14 protein-coding genes are annotated in these 15,614 nt (G+C 58.5%); 9 read left to right on the top strand and 5 right to left on the bottom strand.

Annotation, left to right across the window (positions count from 1 at the left end):
- The first annotated feature begins 2 nt into the window (after window positions 1-2).
- Window positions 3-3,140 carry an efflux RND transporter permease subunit gene (locus AC2TEL_RS01660; protein ID WP_480901547.1) on the top strand — a complete coding sequence of 1,046 codons (3,138 nt, stop codon included), beginning with the start codon at window positions 3-5 and terminating at the stop codon, window positions 3,138-3,140.
- 59 nt (window positions 3,141-3,199) lie between these two features.
- Here the strand turns inward: AC2TEL_RS01660 and AC2TEL_RS01655 are convergent, their stop codons facing one another.
- From AC2TEL_RS01655 to AC2TEL_RS01645, 3 genes are all read right to left on the bottom strand, one after another.
- Window positions 3,200-3,775, bottom strand: coding sequence for a DUF2087 domain-containing protein (locus AC2TEL_RS01655; RefSeq protein ID WP_480861867.1), 576 nt, complete (start codon window positions 3,773-3,775; stop codon window positions 3,200-3,202).
- Window positions 3,776-3,991: 216 nt separating this feature from the next.
- The gene (glpD, locus tag AC2TEL_RS01650) at window positions 3,992-5,581 is read right to left on the bottom strand and encodes a glycerol-3-phosphate dehydrogenase (RefSeq protein WP_480901545.1); all 1,590 of its coding nucleotides are present in this window, start codon (window positions 5,579-5,581) and stop codon (window positions 3,992-3,994) included.
- The gene (locus AC2TEL_RS01645) at window positions 5,505-5,777 is read right to left on the bottom strand and encodes a hypothetical protein (RefSeq protein ID WP_480901544.1); all 273 of its coding nucleotides are present in this window, start codon (window positions 5,775-5,777) and stop codon (window positions 5,505-5,507) included. The genes glpD and AC2TEL_RS01645 overlap by 77 nt, the downstream gene beginning before the upstream one ends.
- Here AC2TEL_RS01645 and AC2TEL_RS01640 point away from each other — a divergent pair.
- The 6 genes from AC2TEL_RS01640 to AC2TEL_RS01615 all read left to right on the top strand — a co-directional run bounded on the left by AC2TEL_RS01640 (window position 5,776) and on the right by AC2TEL_RS01615 (window position 10,512).
- Entirely contained in the window at window positions 5,776-6,537 is a 762-nt protein-coding gene (locus AC2TEL_RS01640; RefSeq protein WP_480901542.1) for a DeoR/GlpR family DNA-binding transcription regulator, read from the top strand. The genes AC2TEL_RS01645 and AC2TEL_RS01640 overlap by 2 nt on opposite strands.
- Window positions 6,538-6,647: 110 nt before the next feature.
- A complete protein-coding gene (locus tag AC2TEL_RS01635) occupies window positions 6,648-6,803 on the top strand; it encodes a DUF5993 family protein (RefSeq protein ID WP_480901541.1) in 156 nt (51 codons plus the stop codon).
- Between the two features lie 10 nt (window positions 6,804-6,813).
- Complete coding sequence (locus AC2TEL_RS01630) at window positions 6,814-7,383, top strand: disulfide bond formation protein B (protein WP_480901540.1); 570 nt, start codon at window positions 6,814-6,816, stop codon at window positions 7,381-7,383.
- Between the two features lie 28 nt (window positions 7,384-7,411).
- Window positions 7,412-7,783, top strand: coding sequence for a DUF3302 domain-containing protein (locus tag AC2TEL_RS01625; RefSeq protein WP_480839204.1), 372 nt, complete (start codon window positions 7,412-7,414; stop codon window positions 7,781-7,783).
- A 21-nt stretch (window positions 7,784-7,804) separates the two neighbouring features.
- Window positions 7,805-8,950: an HlyD family secretion protein gene (locus tag AC2TEL_RS01620; RefSeq protein WP_480901539.1), complete on the top strand. Its 1,146-nt coding sequence runs from the start codon at window positions 7,805-7,807 to the stop codon at window positions 8,948-8,950.
- An 11-nt stretch (window positions 8,951-8,961) separates the two neighbouring features.
- The gene (locus AC2TEL_RS01615; protein ID WP_480839200.1) at window positions 8,962-10,512 is read left to right on the top strand and encodes an efflux transporter outer membrane subunit; all 1,551 of its coding nucleotides are present in this window, start codon (window positions 8,962-8,964) and stop codon (window positions 10,510-10,512) included.
- A gap of 3 nt (window positions 10,513-10,515) precedes the next feature.
- Here the strand turns inward: AC2TEL_RS01615 and mprF are convergent, their stop codons facing one another.
- Window positions 10,516-13,125 (bottom strand): bifunctional lysylphosphatidylglycerol flippase/synthetase MprF, encoded by a 2,610-nt coding sequence (gene mprF / locus AC2TEL_RS01610; protein ID WP_480901538.1) that lies wholly within the window; start codon window positions 13,123-13,125, stop codon window positions 10,516-10,518.
- A 126-nt stretch (window positions 13,126-13,251) separates the two neighbouring features.
- A complete protein-coding gene (locus tag AC2TEL_RS01605; protein ID WP_424830805.1) occupies window positions 13,252-13,680 on the bottom strand; it encodes an Lrp/AsnC family transcriptional regulator in 429 nt (142 codons plus the stop codon).
- Between the two features lie 86 nt (window positions 13,681-13,766).
- Here AC2TEL_RS01605 and rocF point away from each other — a divergent pair, with 86 nt between their 5' ends.
- Together rocF and ctlX are read left to right on the top strand one after the other, a co-directional pair.
- Window positions 13,767-14,687: an arginase gene (rocF, locus tag AC2TEL_RS01600; protein WP_480901537.1), complete on the top strand. Its 921-nt coding sequence runs from the start codon at window positions 13,767-13,769 to the stop codon at window positions 14,685-14,687.
- Entirely contained in the window at window positions 14,687-15,607 is a 921-nt protein-coding gene (ctlX, locus tag AC2TEL_RS01595; protein ID WP_480901536.1) for a citrulline utilization hydrolase CtlX, read from the top strand. Before rocF ends, ctlX begins: the two co-directional genes overlap by 1 nt.
- Window positions 15,608-15,614 lie beyond the last annotated feature (7 nt).

The following is a 15,614-nucleotide window of genomic DNA, read 5'->3' as shown; positions in this document are numbered from 1 at the left end:
CGATGTTCTCAGCCCTGTTCATCAGCCGGCCCAAGCTGGCGCTTGTCATCTCGCTGGTGCTGACCATTCTGGGCGGTATCGGCTATCTGGTTCTGCCGGTCGCCCAGTTTCCAGACATTACCCCACCCGTGGTCAGCGTGACGGCGACCTATACCGGCGCCAACGCCGAAACTGTTGAAAACACCGTCGCCGCCCCTATCGAGGCTCAGGTGAACGGTGTGGACGACATGATCTACATGACGTCAACCTCGTCGGATAACGGCTCGTATTCCTTGAACATTACGTTTGAGGTTGGCACCGATCCGGATATCGCCTCGGTGAACGTTCAAAACCGCGTTGCACAGGCAATGTCGTCACTGCCGACCGAGGTGACCTCGTCCGGGGTCGTGACGCAGAAAGCATCGACCAACATGTTGCTGCTGGTCACGCTGACGTCACCCGATGGCACTTATGACAGCGTGTTCTTGTCCAACTATGCCTCGATCAACCTGAAAGACGCGTTGGCACGTGTTCAGGGCGTGGGTAAAGCGGACGTTCTGACCAATCTGGAATACGCCATGCGGATCTGGATGGACCCGGACAAGATGGCCGCCCTGTCGATCACGCCCGGCGATGTCATCAATGCCATTCGCGAGCAGAATATCGAGGTTTCCGCTGGGTCCATCGGCGCGCCACCGGTGCCCGAAGGACAAACCTTTCAATACACGATCAAGACCAAAGGCCGTCTGACTTCTGCCGCAGAGTTCGGTGATATCGTCATCCGCACTGGTGATGCCGGGTCAATTGTACGGGTCCGGGATATCGCGCGCGTCGAGCTTGGTGCCGAATACTACGCCGCGTCTGGCTTTTTCCAAAGCGTCCCGGCGACCGTTATCGGCATCTATCAGGCCCCCGGCGCGAACGCGCTGGCTGTGTCCGACAGGGTGGAAGCCGAACTTGAACGCCTGTCTCGTTCCTTCCCGACGGACGTTGAATATCAAGTGCCCTTCAACACGACGGACTTCGTTGAACAATCTCTGAACGACGTGGTCACGACCCTGATCATGACCTTTACGCTGGTGATCACGGTCGTGTTCCTGTTCCTTGGCAGTTGGCGGGCAACGATCATTCCTGCGGTGGCCATTCCCGTCTCGCTGATCGGGACATTTGCCTTTCTACTGGCCTTCGGCATGTCGCTGAATACAATCTCACTTTTCGCGCTGGTACTGGCCATCGGGATCGTGGTGGATGACGCGATCGTGGTGGTGGAAAACGTCGAACGGATCATCGCAGAGGAAGGGTTGCCCCCGGCCGAAGCGACCCGCAAAGCAATGGGCCAAATCACCGGGCCAGTCATAGCAACCACCCTTGTTCTTCTGGCGGTGTTCGTGCCCGTCACATTTATGCCCGGCATCTCAGGACGGCTTTACTCGCAGTTTGCCGTGACGATTTCAACGGCCGTTGTGATTTCGTCGATCAATGCTTTGACCCTGTCTCCTGCTCTTTGCGGGATGGTTTTGCGTCCGCGGAGCGGTCCGCCGAAAGGCGTTCTGGCACTGTTTGAGAAGTTCATTGGCAACGTTCGAAACGGGTACGTTTCGATCGTTCGTAAGCTTTTGGTCCTGCCAGTTATCGCCTTGGGTATTATCGTGGCCCTGGCGATGGGTGGTGGTACGATCATGTCCAATACCTCCAGCGGCTTTATCCCGCTTGAGGACAATGGCTACCTGTTCGTCGATATTCAGTTGCCGGACGCCGCCACGCTGGAACGCACCGAGACCGTTTCTGCGCGTGTGGATGAACAAATTCAGGAAATACCCGGCGTCGCCAGCACCGTTCTGATCAATGGGTTCTCGCTGCTGAACGGAACCACGACCAACGGTGCCGCGATCTTTGTGAACCTCGAAAACTGGGACGAACGCCAAGATGATGACCTAAGCGCCGACGCAATTCTCGCCAAGGTGCTTGCCATCGCCAACGGGGAATCCGCCGCATCAATCGTGGCCTTCAACCCACCGCCCATTCAGGGCCTCGGCATGTCCGCCGGTGTTGAAATGGAGGTGCAACAGACCGGAGGCGGTTCACCGCAGGATCTGGCTTCGGCCGTCGGATCATTTGTCTATGCCGCCAATCAGCGGTCCGAAATCGGGCAGGCTTACACCACTTTCCGCGCAAACGTGCCGCAGCTGTTCGTCGATCTGGATCGGGAAAAGGCCAAGACGTTGCAGGTGTCCGTGGCCGAGATTTTCCAGACCATGCAAGCGCAACTGGGTTCCTACTACGTCAACGATTTCAACCTGTTTGGGCGGGTCTACCGTGTAATGATTCAGGCGGACGGGACCTATCGGGACAATGTCGAAGATATCTCGAACCTTTATGTGCGGTCCGAAAAGGGCGAGATGGTACCGCTGGGTACATTGATCGACGTCGAAAACGTGCTGGGGCCGGTTCTACTGAAACGGCACAACCTGTTCCGTTCGGCAACGGTTACGGCTGTGCCTGCCCCGGGCATGTCAACAGGCGACGCGATCAACGTGATGACCGAGGAATCCGCAAACGCCCTGCCCCCCGGCTATGCGTTCGAATGGACGGGCACGGCACAGCAACAGCTGGCTTCCGGCAGCCTTGTGATCATCATTCTGGGGCTGGCGATTTTGTTTGGCTATCTGTTCCTTGTGGGGCAGTACGAAAGCTGGACAATGCCGGTTTCCATCCTGCTGTCGGTCATCGTTGCCCTGTTCGGAGCAGTTGCGGCTGTGGCGCTCGTTGGCAGTGACATCAACCTTTATACTCAGATCGGGATGATCATGCTTGTCGGGCTCGCATCAAAGAACGGCATTCTGATCGTTGAATTTGCGATGGAACAACGCGCCAAGGGACTTTCGATCAAGGATGCAGCGGCCGAGGCGGCGCATCAGCGTTTCCGCGCGGTGATGATGACTGCGCTGTCCTTCCTGCTGGGCGTTGTGCCGCTGCTGGCAGCGAGTGGCGCGGGTGCAGCCAGCCAGAGAGCCATCGGCGTGGCCGTATTCGGCGGCATGCTCGCCGCGACGCTGGTAGGTGTGATCGTGGTGCCGGTCCTCTATGCCCTGATGCAGGGTTTGCGAGAGTGGATCAAGGGCACCAAGAATGATCCCGGTCAGTCGGAAGAGGCCGCCTAAAGATTCTGCAGATACAGCAAAAGCCCCGCCTGCTTTGCGGGGCTTTTTCTTTGGAACTGCTACCGCTGCCCTAATGGCGTATTATCAGTTTGCACCGGACGCGCCCGACGACGAGTCGCCACGGCGTGGATCACAGCCTTCGCCTCTGCCGGAGGCTCCCGCTCTACACGTCGGTAGTCAGTTCCATCTTGCCGCCGGGACAGAAGACCGCAGGAAATCATGGTCCGTCGCAGGGTAGCCGGGTCATCAAAGTTATGCTCTTCGGTAAGATATGCGTTGACGTCTTTTTCCCAAAGAGAGGATCCCGCCGGCAGTGCAGACCAGAGCGCCCAGAGTGACAGGTTCTGCACAGATCGTTTCGAAGGCCACTGACGCAATCTGCCGGACGCATCAAAAAGGTGAAGGGTTCGCTCAACCGCCCGCATATCCAACGGCTGTTGCTCTTTTGCAGTGTCCAGCCGTCTTCGGGCGGCGTTGGCAGAGCGCATGTGCTGAACGTTTTGATATCCCGCGGCCCGAGCGACCATGTTCATCAGCGTTAGATGGGACGGGCTTGCTTCACCCAGTTGTCGGGAAAGTGCACGTACGAAACCTGTCAGGTCTTCAGCGTGCAAGGGAACAGAAGTTTTGGTCATCATGCATCCATGTCGGGCGGTGTGCTCGATCGTTGGTCGCTGTCTTGACGAAACTACGCCCTGATGTATGCGATGTCGTTCGTGTCATCGGGCAGGTTTAGCACTCTGAACAGAGCAGCGACGCCTCGGTGTCTGCCGACCGTATCGGATGGCTAGCACGGTATCGGACGTCCGCCAAGCCGGAAATACCAACGCGCCGGAAGATCGAATGGACAGTCAGGCAACCTTTTCAGGTTGAATACGGCGCGCCATCCACTCTTCGAGCCGCGCAACCTGATCCGAGGTCAGGCGCAGGCCCAGCTTGTTGCGGCGCCAGATCACGTCTTCGGCCTGACGTGCAAATTCCTTGTCCATCAACCATTGAACCTCCCTCTCTGTCAGGGTGGCACCGAAGTCCTCGCCCAGATCCTCGACGCTTTGTGCGCCCCCCAGAAGGACGCGGGCCTCGGTCCCATAAGCACGGATCAATCGACCCGCCCATTTGGCGCCGAGAAAACCGTAGTCAGCCAGCAACTGATCGACCTGTTGCTGCACACCGTCGACCGGGAAATTACCGCCCGGCAATGCAACCCCGGCGGTCCAGGGGCCGGGTACGTCCGGGAAATGTTCTTTGATCTTATCCAACGCGCTTTCGGCAAGCCGACGGTATGTCGTGATCTTGCCGCCAAAAACGTTCAGCACGGGGGCTCCGCCATCGGCATCCACTTTCAGTGTATAATCGCGGGTTGCCGCTGTCGCGCTGGTGGCGCCATCATCGTAGAGGGGCCGAACCCCGGAGTAAGTCCAGACAATGTCATCCCGTGTAACAGGGCGCTCAAAGTAGTTTGACGCAAAGGCGCACAGGTATTCCTGCTCGGATACCGTGCATTCCGGTTTCTGGTACGGGTCCGGGTGATCCTGATCTGTTGTCCCGATAAGGGTGAAGTCCTGCTCATACGGGATTGCAAAAATGATCCGGCCATCCTCACCCTGGAAGAAATAGCATTTGTCGTGCTCGAATAGTTTCCGCGTCACGATATGGCTTCCCCGCACCAGACGCACACCTTCGCGGGAGTTCGACCGAATCTTGGTCTGGATAATGTCGCCGACCCAAGGGCCGCCTGCATTGATCAGCATTTTTGCCCGAACTATGCGAGTTTCACCGCTGGCACGGTCGCGGATCGTGACCTGCCAGAGGTCCCCACTGCGCTCGGCCGAGACAACTTCGGTCTGCACAAGAATTTTCGCACCACGCGCCTCGGCATCGCGGGCGTTCAGGACCACTAAACGCGAATCCTCGATCCAGCAGTCTGAATATTCATAGGCGGTTTTGAACTTGTCCTTAAGCGGCGCACCTTCGGGGGCACTGTGCAAGTCCAGCGAAGATGTTCCCGGCAGGATTTTCCGTCCACCGAGGTTGTCATACAAGAACAGACCTAAACGGATCAGCCAGGCTGGCCGGCGCCCACGCATCCAGGGCATCACCGTGCTCAGCAGGCGCGACGTCGGGGTTTCCGAGTCAAACCGCATATCAGCGTGATACGGCAAGACGAACCGCATGGGCCAACTGATATGGGGCATAGCCCGCAGCAGGGTTTCGCGTTCGATCAAGGCCTCGCGCACCAGTCGAAATTCGAAATACTCCAGATAACGCAACCCGCCGTGAAACAGTTTGGTCGATGCCGAAGACGTCGCCGATGCCAGATCGTTCATCTCGGCCAGGGTCACGGACATCCCGCGCCCTGCGGCGTCACGCGCAATGCCACATCCGTTGATTCCGCCACCAATGATGAAGAGGTCCGTAATCTGATCTTGTTGCGCTGACATATCCGATGATTCCCTGATGAGGCCGGTCGCTCGCATTAACCGGAACACCTTTCGCATCGTCAATGTTTTTCTTCGCTATTTTTCCTTTCAGCATAGCTGACCATGCACTTTTTAGCGAGGCTTGGTAGCTTTTTCTTGCCATCAGCCAAAAAAAGAACAAAAACGAACTTAACCCAGTTTTAGCAGAGCGCGCCATGTCACTATCCTTTCGCCAATCCGATATTCTTGAAATCGCCAGCGCCGAGGGCCGTGTTGCCGTCGACGATCTTGCTGATCGGTTCGGCGTGACCGTCCAGACCATCCGCCGCGATCTTTCGGAACTGTCGGACGCAGGCAAGCTGGACCGGGTGCATGGCGGAGCCGTTCTGCGTTCGGGCGTCTCGAATATCGGCTATGATGACCGGCGTGCCCTGAATGAAGTGGCCAAGGTCCGCATTGCCGAACGCTGCGCCGCAGACATTCCCGACGGCAGTTCGATCTTTCTGAACATTGGCACCTCGACCGAGGCCGTCGCGCGCCAACTGCTAGGCCACAAGAACCTGATGGTTGTGACCAACAACATGAACGTCGCGAACATTCTGGTGGACAATCCCGACTGTCAAATCGTCGTCACCGGCGGTGTTCTGCGACGGGCTGACGGTGGCCTTGTGGGAGACCTGACTGCATCCATGATCCGTCAGTTCAAATTCGATCGCGCCATCATCGGCTGCTCGGCGCTGGATCCAGACGGAGATTTGCTGGATTTCGACTTGCAGGAAGTACAGGTCAGTCAGGCAATCATTGCGCAGTCCCGACATACATGCCTGGTTGCGGATCAGTCGAAATTCCAGCGGGCTGCACCCGGTCGCATCGCCTCGATGTCGGATATTGATACAATCTACACCGACGCGCCCTTGCCCGGCGATCTACCGAAACTCTGCCGCGACTGGCAGACTTCGGTGGTTTTATGCAACTAAGCGCATTTCGCATTTAACGCGAATTCCAACACCCGCTTCTTGCCAGATACGCACGGGCCTGACACTATCCCCAGCATTGAAACTTGTGCACGGGAGGGGAGAACCGGGCCATGATTGCGCTTTTATTTGCGTTACTTACGGCTACGATGGGGTTGAACTATTTCAGACTGACTAGGGCAGCCAACGCGCTGTTTTTTGTCACGCTTGCGTTGAGTGTGTTCTGGCTGAAGTTCCACGCCACCAGCGAACTGACCATTCAGTTGTGAGGGCGGCGCGATGACACCGGAACTGTCCAGAACCCTCAATGCTCTTGGAATGCTGGCCGTCAGCGTGGTCCTGACGCTGGCTTATTTCTACCAGTTGAAATTGTATGAACTGCCCTGCCCATTATGCCTGCTACAGCGGGTCGGATTTGTTGCGGTGGGTGTGGGCCTTGGTCTCAACCTGCTCTACGGCGCGCGGCCGCAGCATTACGCGATTGTGCTTATCGCAGCGTTGTTTGGCGGCAGTGTTGCGGTACGGCAAATCCTGCTGCATATCGTACCGGGCACCGGTCACTATGGCTCACCTGTCTTGGGCCTGCACTATTACACATGGGCCGCTATCTGCTTTTTCCTGATTTTGCTGGGCACCGCCATCATGCTCATGTTTGATCGGCAATATGCCGATGGTTCTCGTTCCGAACCCCGGTTCGGGGACAACAAGCTCGCCAAGTTCGCCTTCTTTCTCATGTTGGGGCTGGCAGTGCTGAACGCCGGTACTACGCTGCTGGAATGCGGCCCGGGTATTTGCGCAGATCCACCGACCAGCTACAAATTGATTGACGAAATGGGCAACAACAACTGAGGATGGAGCAACCTTCCCGTAAGGAGGCATGAGCATGGGACTTCTGGGGCAACCACTCGGATATTACGATTATCTTACGTTTGTAGCACTTATCCTGCTGCTGGCGGCTATCATGGCGCTGTTTCTCTTCTTGATGGGATTGCCCGGTCGCATTGCGATCAAGCGCAACCACCCCCATGCCGAGGCCGTCAAGATCATGGGATGGATGGGTTTTCTGGCCGTCGTACCCTGGGTCCACGCATTCATGTGGGCGTTTCACGATGGGGTGACAGTAGACATGCGTCGCGGCCCGGACGAAGAACGCGATGCGATCCGCGATGAGATCAAACGGCTGGGCGGCAAGGTCAAGCCCGAGTACCAGGACCGGCTTGATACCGGCGACGAGACACAACAGAGCTAAGGCCAGGGGAAACCACCAAATATGTTCGTCGCCCTAGGCATCACGCTTTTCTACATCATTTTCGTCTGGTTCATCTTCTTCAAGATGGAATGGCTGAAATTCAACATCGCCTGGGGGATCGTGTCCTTCTGGGTCGGTGCGCATCTGCTTCTGATCTTTCTGGTCGCCCTGCGGTTTTTTCAGCCCTTCTCGGTCGACAGCCACGTCGTCCGGTCGACGATCCAGATCGTGCCCAAGCTGACCCAGCCGACAATTCTGACCGAGGTACTGGTCGAACCCAACGCTGAGGTCACGAAAGGTGACCCCCTTTATCGCTTTGATGATACAGTTTTTTCGCTGGCAGTGGACAACGCCAAAGCGCAACTGGTGGCCGCCGAACAGAACGCCAAGATCCTTGAACAGGACGTCATTGCCTCGACCGAGGCAGTAGAACGTGCGAACGCGCAACTTGCCTACGCCCTGACGCAACAGGCAAGGTATGAAAACCTCGTCCCGGCAGGTGGTGCCCGGCAGGACGAACTGGATCGCTGGAACGAACAGGTCACCGAGGATCAGGCACAGGTCAAACAGGCCGAAGCCAACCTTGAAAAGTCGAAACTGGCACAGGCCTCGCAGATCGACGGGGTGAACACCGGTATTCTGCAAGCGCAGGCACAATTGGCCGAGGCCGAGTATTTCCTCGAAAATACGACGATTTACGCGCCAGAAAATGGGATGATCGTCTCTCAGCAGGCGCGCCCGGGGCTGGTCGTCGGCGATATTCGTCTCGGCGCAATTGCCAGCTTCGTCACCGAAGACAACCCTTATATCCTTGCCACGTTCCGGCAACAAAACCTGAAGTTCGTCGAACCAGGCCAACCCGTCGAGGTCGCGCTGGACCTTTACCCCGGCGAAATCCTGACCGGCAAGGTCGAGGCGATCTGGTGGGCAACCAGACAGGGGCAGTACCTTCCGTCCGGCCGTCTGCCGGGCTTTGAGTTGCCAAAGTTGCCCGGCCGGATTGCGGTTCAAATCTCGGTCGACGTGCCCGAGGGGCATACTTTCCCGGCAGGCGGACATGCCGCCGTGGCCATCTATACTGGTATGGGCAAAAGCTTTGAGTTTCTGAGGCGCATCAACATCCGCCTCTATTCCTTCGCCAACTTCATCCGACCGCTGGATATCTGAGAATGGGCACCATGACACTCCGCCGGTTATTGGGAACGGCCCTTTGCGCGGCCACGCTGGCGGCTTGCGCGCCAGTGGGGCCGGATTTCGTGCGTCCGAATTCTCCGGTTGTGAAGCAGTGGATCGAGGTCAACAGCCCAAGCGCGGGGCAAAGCGGTCTGACCTCACGCAGCGCCCCAGTCGTCAAGTGGTGGGAAACGTTCAACGATCCCACCCTCAACAAGCTGATCGCCGAAGCTTATGCACAAAACCTGTCGTTACAGGTCGCAGGCGCGCGCGTCCTGCAAGCTCGCGCACAACTGGGGATTGCTTTCGGAGAGCTCTATCCGCAATCACAAGCAATCGGCGGTTCGCTGGAACGCCGTCGGCTCAGCGACAATCTGGGGCCGGTCTCGGACATCCGGCGGATCATCCCCTTGGATACCGAGTTTTCAACGTCGCAGGTTGGGTTTGACGCGCAGTGGGAGCTGGACGTCTGGGGCGCGCAGCGGCGTGGAGTTCAGGCAGCGCGCTCGAACCTGGCGCTGCAGGTGGCAAATTACGACGACGCACTTGTGACTTTGACCGGCGATGTGGCAGCGCTCTATATCAATATCCGTTCGCTGCAAGAAGCGTTGGGGGTGGCGCGTGAAAACATCAGACTGCAGCAGGAATCCGCAGACCTGACCCAATTGCGGTTCAACAACGGCGTCACGACCGAACTGGACGTGCAGGAATCCCTCGCCCTGCTGAACAACACGAAGGCGCTGGTGCCCGAGTTGGAGAGTGATCTGCAGCAGGCCAAGAACGCATTGGCCGTACTGCTGGGCAAGACGCCTTCTCGCATGACCAGTCAGTTGGGTAATTCGGGGCGTATCCCCACTGCACGCTCGAACGTGGCTGTGGGCGTTCCGGCTGAACTGTTGCGCCGGCGTCCTGACGTGCGCGCCGCCGAGTTGGCGGCGGCAACGCAATCGGCGCAGGTCGGCATCGCGATGGCCGACCTTTATCCGCAATTCATTCTTTCCGGATCAATTGGCTTGCAGGCGTCGGGCGGACGGGATCTGTTCAGTTCCAGCAGCAACACCGGGCTGGCCAGTGCCGGTGTTGTCTGGAACGTACTGAACTATGGCCGAATTCAGAACAATGTGCGGGCGCAGGACGCGGCCTATCAGGCGTTGATTGCAAATTACCAGAACACGGTCCTGACCGCGTATTCCGAGGTCGAAAGCGCCATGGTAGCCTATAGTGAAGCCCGCAAGCAGGTTGCGTTCTATCAGCAAAGTGTCGATGCGTCGCGCAAGGCGGCCGAGATCGCCGTAGATCAGTACCGGGACGGGATCGCCAGCTATTCCCGAATTCTGAATACGCAGACTGCGTTGCTGAGGTCTCAGGCCAATCTGATCGAGGCGCGTCAGCAGGTGTCCAGCAATCTGGTTGCCGTCTACAAAGGTCTCGGTGGAGGTTGGCAAATCCGACAAAACCAAGAGTTCCTGCCCGAAACCGTGTTGGCCGAGATGGCCTATCGCACGGACTGGGGCGACCTTCTGGAAAAGACGCCGACACGCGCCAGCCTCAACTGATCCTCATTTCGTCAAGCCCCGCAGGCCGCCAGAGATCAGGATATTGACCTCATACAGGATGCGCGGAGCCGCCAGCCCGCCGGGGCTGGCCAGATAATTCGGGCTCCATTCCGGCTCGAACTTCTGTTTGAAAGAACGCAGCCCTTCGAAGTGGTAGAACTGCTCGCCATGCTCATAGACAAATCCACCGATCCGGTTCCAGAGTGAGGCCAGCTGCCGGTTTTCAATGCCCGAGAACGGCGCGGCGCCCAGCGAGAACCAGTGGAACCCCTGCTCAGACCCCCATACCATCATCTCGGCAAACAGGGCATCCATGACAAAGCTCGGGCTGTCGGGTTCGTATCGCATCAGATCCAACGACAATTCGGATTTGTTACCACCCTGAAACAGGTTGGCGAAGGCCATGATCTTGCCGGTCTTCCCATCGCGCAGCACCGCGTGGTCGAAATAGGACAGGTATTGATCGTCGAACCCGCCCAGGGCGAAGCCTTTCTCCTCCCCCGCCTTCCGCGCCAGCCAATCGTCGGAAATCTGTCGCAGCTCCGGCAGCACCGGGGCAAGGTTTTCCTTGGGGATGATCTCGAACACATACCCTTCCCGCTCGGCCCGGTTCTTGGCCTGACGGAATCGTTTGCGCGATTTTCCCTCCAGCGAGAATTCCTTCAGCGAAACCCGTGCCACCTCGCCGATCTTCAGGATCGACAGGCCAAGATCCAGAAATGTCGGCAGGTATTTCGTGGACACACTATAGAAGGCGCATAGCTTTCCCTCGCGGTCGGCCATTTCGCGCAATTGCCAGATCAGTTGCTGCCCTGCCTTTTCATCGCCAACCGGTTCGCCTTTCGAGATCAGTGCGTTGCCTGTATCGGCGTAGGCGATAAACGCGGTCTCATCGGGGGAAATCAGGAACTGTTTGTCACCAGTCAGCGAGATCTGCGCCTCGGTGTCTTCGCTCTCCATCACCAAACGTTCAACAACTTTGGGAATCTCTGTGCGCACCGGGGTCGGAATCTCTCGACCGAACAGAGAGTTCACGGCCACAATGCCAACGATCACTGCCACCACAAGGCTGGAGCGAAGGAACCGTGAGGCATCACCATTCCAGGCGAAATCCCACCACAGGGCATTCTGGTATTCGACATGGGAGTAAGCAAAGAGGCCCACCCAGAAGATCACTGCCAACAACACGACGACGCTGACCAGCCAGGGAATGTTCAACCGAAAAATCGACGCGCCGCTCACCCGATAGAACGCGCCACGAAACATCGCCAGCAGGCCGATGGTAGCCAGCATCGACAGGGCCTCATGCGTGTCCAGCCCCTTGGCAAGCGATGCAAAAAACCCCGCCACCATCAACAGCATGGCCACGACCCAGGCGCGATAGAGCTTTCGGAACAACCCACGCGATACAAGCAACAGCAAAACCCCGACGGCGCTGCCTGCAAGGTGTGATGCCTCGACAAAGGACAACGGCAGAACCTCTCGCAGGACGCTCAGGTTTTGTGATCCGGCGGGCAGCGCGCCCGAGACCAACAGGATTACCCCTGCAACGGCCGCAACACCGGCCGCGACCATGGGAACGATTGGCCGGATAACGCGATACACCCAAGTGGCGGCGCCGCCGATCCGATGCCGCTGCGTCAGGGCCGAGGCAACGGCGATGGACAGGCTGGCAATACCAAACGGCAGGAAGGTGTAGACAACGCGGTATAGCAGCAGCGCAGCAATCACGTCGGATCGACCGGAGGCGCCCAGCCCAGCGATCAGCGTCGCCTCGAACACGCCGATCCCACCGGGGGCATGGCTGAGGATACCAACCGCTATCGCCGCTACATAGATGGTGAAGAAATAGGGATAACCCACCCCAAGGTCGTCCGGCATGAGGACATACAGCGTCATGGAAGCCCCGAAGAGATCCCCCAACGCCGCAAGCGTCAGCAGGCTGGCCAGTTTGCCTCCGGGCAGGTTAAACCCGAACCCCGCAACCGACAGCCGCCGGCCTCCGCTGGACAGCCAGACAAAGAGACCAACCAACCCCGCCAGCAGACAAAGGCCGATCACGGTCTCGGTCGTCTCGCTGATGGGCAGCACCTTGGCTATTCCGTCCGGATGGAAAGTCAGCAGGATGCCCAAAATCAGGACCAGCCCCATCCAGAACGCGACCCAGGACGTGGCGATAACACCCGCCACGCGCCCCAGGTCCAGCCCGAGCGACGCATAAATTCTGTATCTAATCGCCGTACCGGTTATGTAGGAGAAGCCAAGGCAGTTAGAAACGGCGTATCCGCTTGCTCCGGCCATGCCGGCGACCGGCAACGGCACCTTGCCATCCGCAACGCTCTGCACGGCGAACACGTCATAGAACGACAGCGACACAAAGCTGAAAGCCGTCCAGCAAAGCGCAAAGAACATGATCTTCCAGGGCGTCCCGGCGATATCCGTTTTCACGTCCGCCCACTTCACATGAGAGGAAAGGTCATGCAAAACCGTTAACGCGATCAGGGTAACCGCTATCGGGATGGCAATGCGCACCCAGGGTTTTTCCAACAGCTCGGTAGCCTTCTCGGCCCAGCGTATGGCACGCGGTTCTTCGCCGGTTTCCTGTGTGCTCATTGTGAACGCCCCTGCTCCTGCGCGGTTATGCGCCCGCGCCCCAACTGCATGACATCAGGGGTGTAATCGGGCCACAGTTGAACCTTGGCACAGTTTTCGCCCCGGTCAAAGCATGACCCGACGCGGTCAGTAGCGACCTTTGCGGGTGGATAGCAGCAAATTTGTTTCGGACCGGGTGACACCTTCCATACGCCTGATTTGAAACAGCACTTCATCCAATTCGGCCAGGGTTTCGGTACCGATCTCGGCGATCAGATCCCAGCTGCCATTGGTTGAATGGACTGCCCGCACCTGACGCATGGCGGCAATCCGGGCCATGGTCCTTTCGGTTCCCCGGCCTTCGATTTCCAGCATCATCAGACCGCGCACCGGGCTTTCTGCGACACCCTGCCGGGTCAACACCGTAAACCCAACGATTTCGCCGGACTGTTTGAGACGCTGCAAGCGGCTGCGTACCGTTGTCCGAGTCACCCCAAGCGCCTCGGCCAGTTCGGACAGAGAAGCGCGGGCATCCCGGTGCAGGGCGTTCAGCAATCTGTTATCCAAATCGTCCAAAGTAGCTTCCCGTTTTGCATTTCTGCCTTTCATTTTGAACATTTTGATCTCTTCTCGCAACCCAGCTTGTGTCGCTAGATAGACATATGGAGAAAATGAACCTTATTCTGGCCGGTGTCCCGATGGACGCCGGAAAACAGCGGCAGGGGTGCCGGATGGGCCCGGATGCCTATCGCGTTGCAGGGCTTGCGCAGGCTCTGACGGATCTTGGCCACAGCGTTTCGGATATCGGCGACATTCGCCCCGATCCGGTGGACATGCCTGAGCATCCTCACTTGTTTTGCCTGCCCGAATGCGTGGGATGGACCGGCGCGCTCAGCCGCACTGCGCAGGAAGCCGCGCAGACCGGAGTTCCGATTTTCATGGGTGGCGACCACGCGTTGTCAATGGGCACAGTGGCCGGCATGGCCGCGCATGCAGAGCATATCGGACGGCCGCTCTTCGTGCTTTGGCTGGATGCTCACAGCGACTTTCACACACCAAACAGCACCGGCAGCGGCAACCTGCACGGCACGCCTGTGGCCTACTTCACCGGCCAGCCGGGATTTGACGCTTTCCCTGCGCTGGCAGCACCAGTGCCCACCAACCGCGTCGGAATGATCGGGTTGCGTTCGGTCGACCCGGAAGAGCGTGCGGCGCTGGAAAAAGACCACGCCATGCTGGCCGACATGCGCAGCATCGACGAGCATGGCATCAAGGCCCCGCTGATGGCCTTCCTCGACAAAGTGCGCGCGGCAAACGGCCTTCTGCACGTGTCGCTGGACGTCGACTTTCTGGACCCGTCCATCGCACCCGCCGTTGGCACCACCGTTCCCGGTGGCGCGACCGAGCGCGAGGCGCATCTGGTTATGGAACTGCTGCACGAAAGCGGCCTCGTCTGCTCACTTGATCTGGTCGAACTGAACCCATTCCTCGACGAGCGCGGCCGCACCGCCAAGCTCATGGTCGATCTCGCGGCCTCGCTTCTTGGTCGCCGCATTTTTGACCGCATCACTCGGAGCTTCTGATGCTATCACTTCAGGCACCTTCTGCCGTTGTCATGATCCGGCCCCACGCCTTTGCATCCAACCCCGAAACCCGGGACGACAACGCGTTCCAGACGCTGGCGAACCAGTCGGTCGAGGCAACATCGACTGCCGCCCGCGACGAGCACGACCGCGCTGTGGAGCAGTTGCGCGCTGCTGGTGTGACCGTGCATGTGTTTGACGATCACGGAGAGAACGACACACCCGACAGCGTATTTCCGAACAACTGGTTCTCGACCCATCCCGGTGGTCATGTGGCGATCTATCCGATGTTCGTCCCCTCTCGCCGGCGCGAGCGCCGCGCGGACGTGATCGAGATGCTGAAACGCGATTACCGTGTGCAGGACGTGATTGACTACTCGGGCCTTGAGCCGGACAACCTTGCCCTTGAAGGCACCGGAGCCATGGTTCTGGATCACGTGGGGCGCATTGCTTACACGGTCAAATCCAATCGCGCCGATCCGGTGCTGCTCGAACGGTTTTGCACCCATTTCAACTATGAACCCATCGCTTTCGAGGCCCGGGACGCGCACGGCCGGGATGTCTATCATACAAACGTGCTGATGGGCATCGGCACGCACTACGCGCTGATTTGTCTGGATATGATCACCGATCCGGAACGCCGGGCGACCGTGCAGGCCCGGTTGGAGGAATCCGGGCGCACAGTGATCGACCTCAGCCACGATCAGATTGCCGAATTTGCCGGCAACGCCATCGAGTTGGCGGGTCGTGACGGTCTTGTACTTGCTCTGTCAAGCCGCGCGCTGGCGGCGTTGAGACCTGACCAGCTAGCCGTGATCGAGGCCAGCGCGTCGCCATTGCCGCTGTCTGTTCCAACAATTGAAACCGCCGGCGGGTCGGTGCGCTGCATGATCGCAGGCATCCACCTGTCACGCCGCTAGGAGAATC

The organism is Ruegeria sp. HKCCD9138 (genome assembly GCF_057220975.1).
The sequence above is the reverse complement of the archived record's forward strand: the minus strand, read 5'-3'. Positions and strand labels throughout refer to the sequence as shown.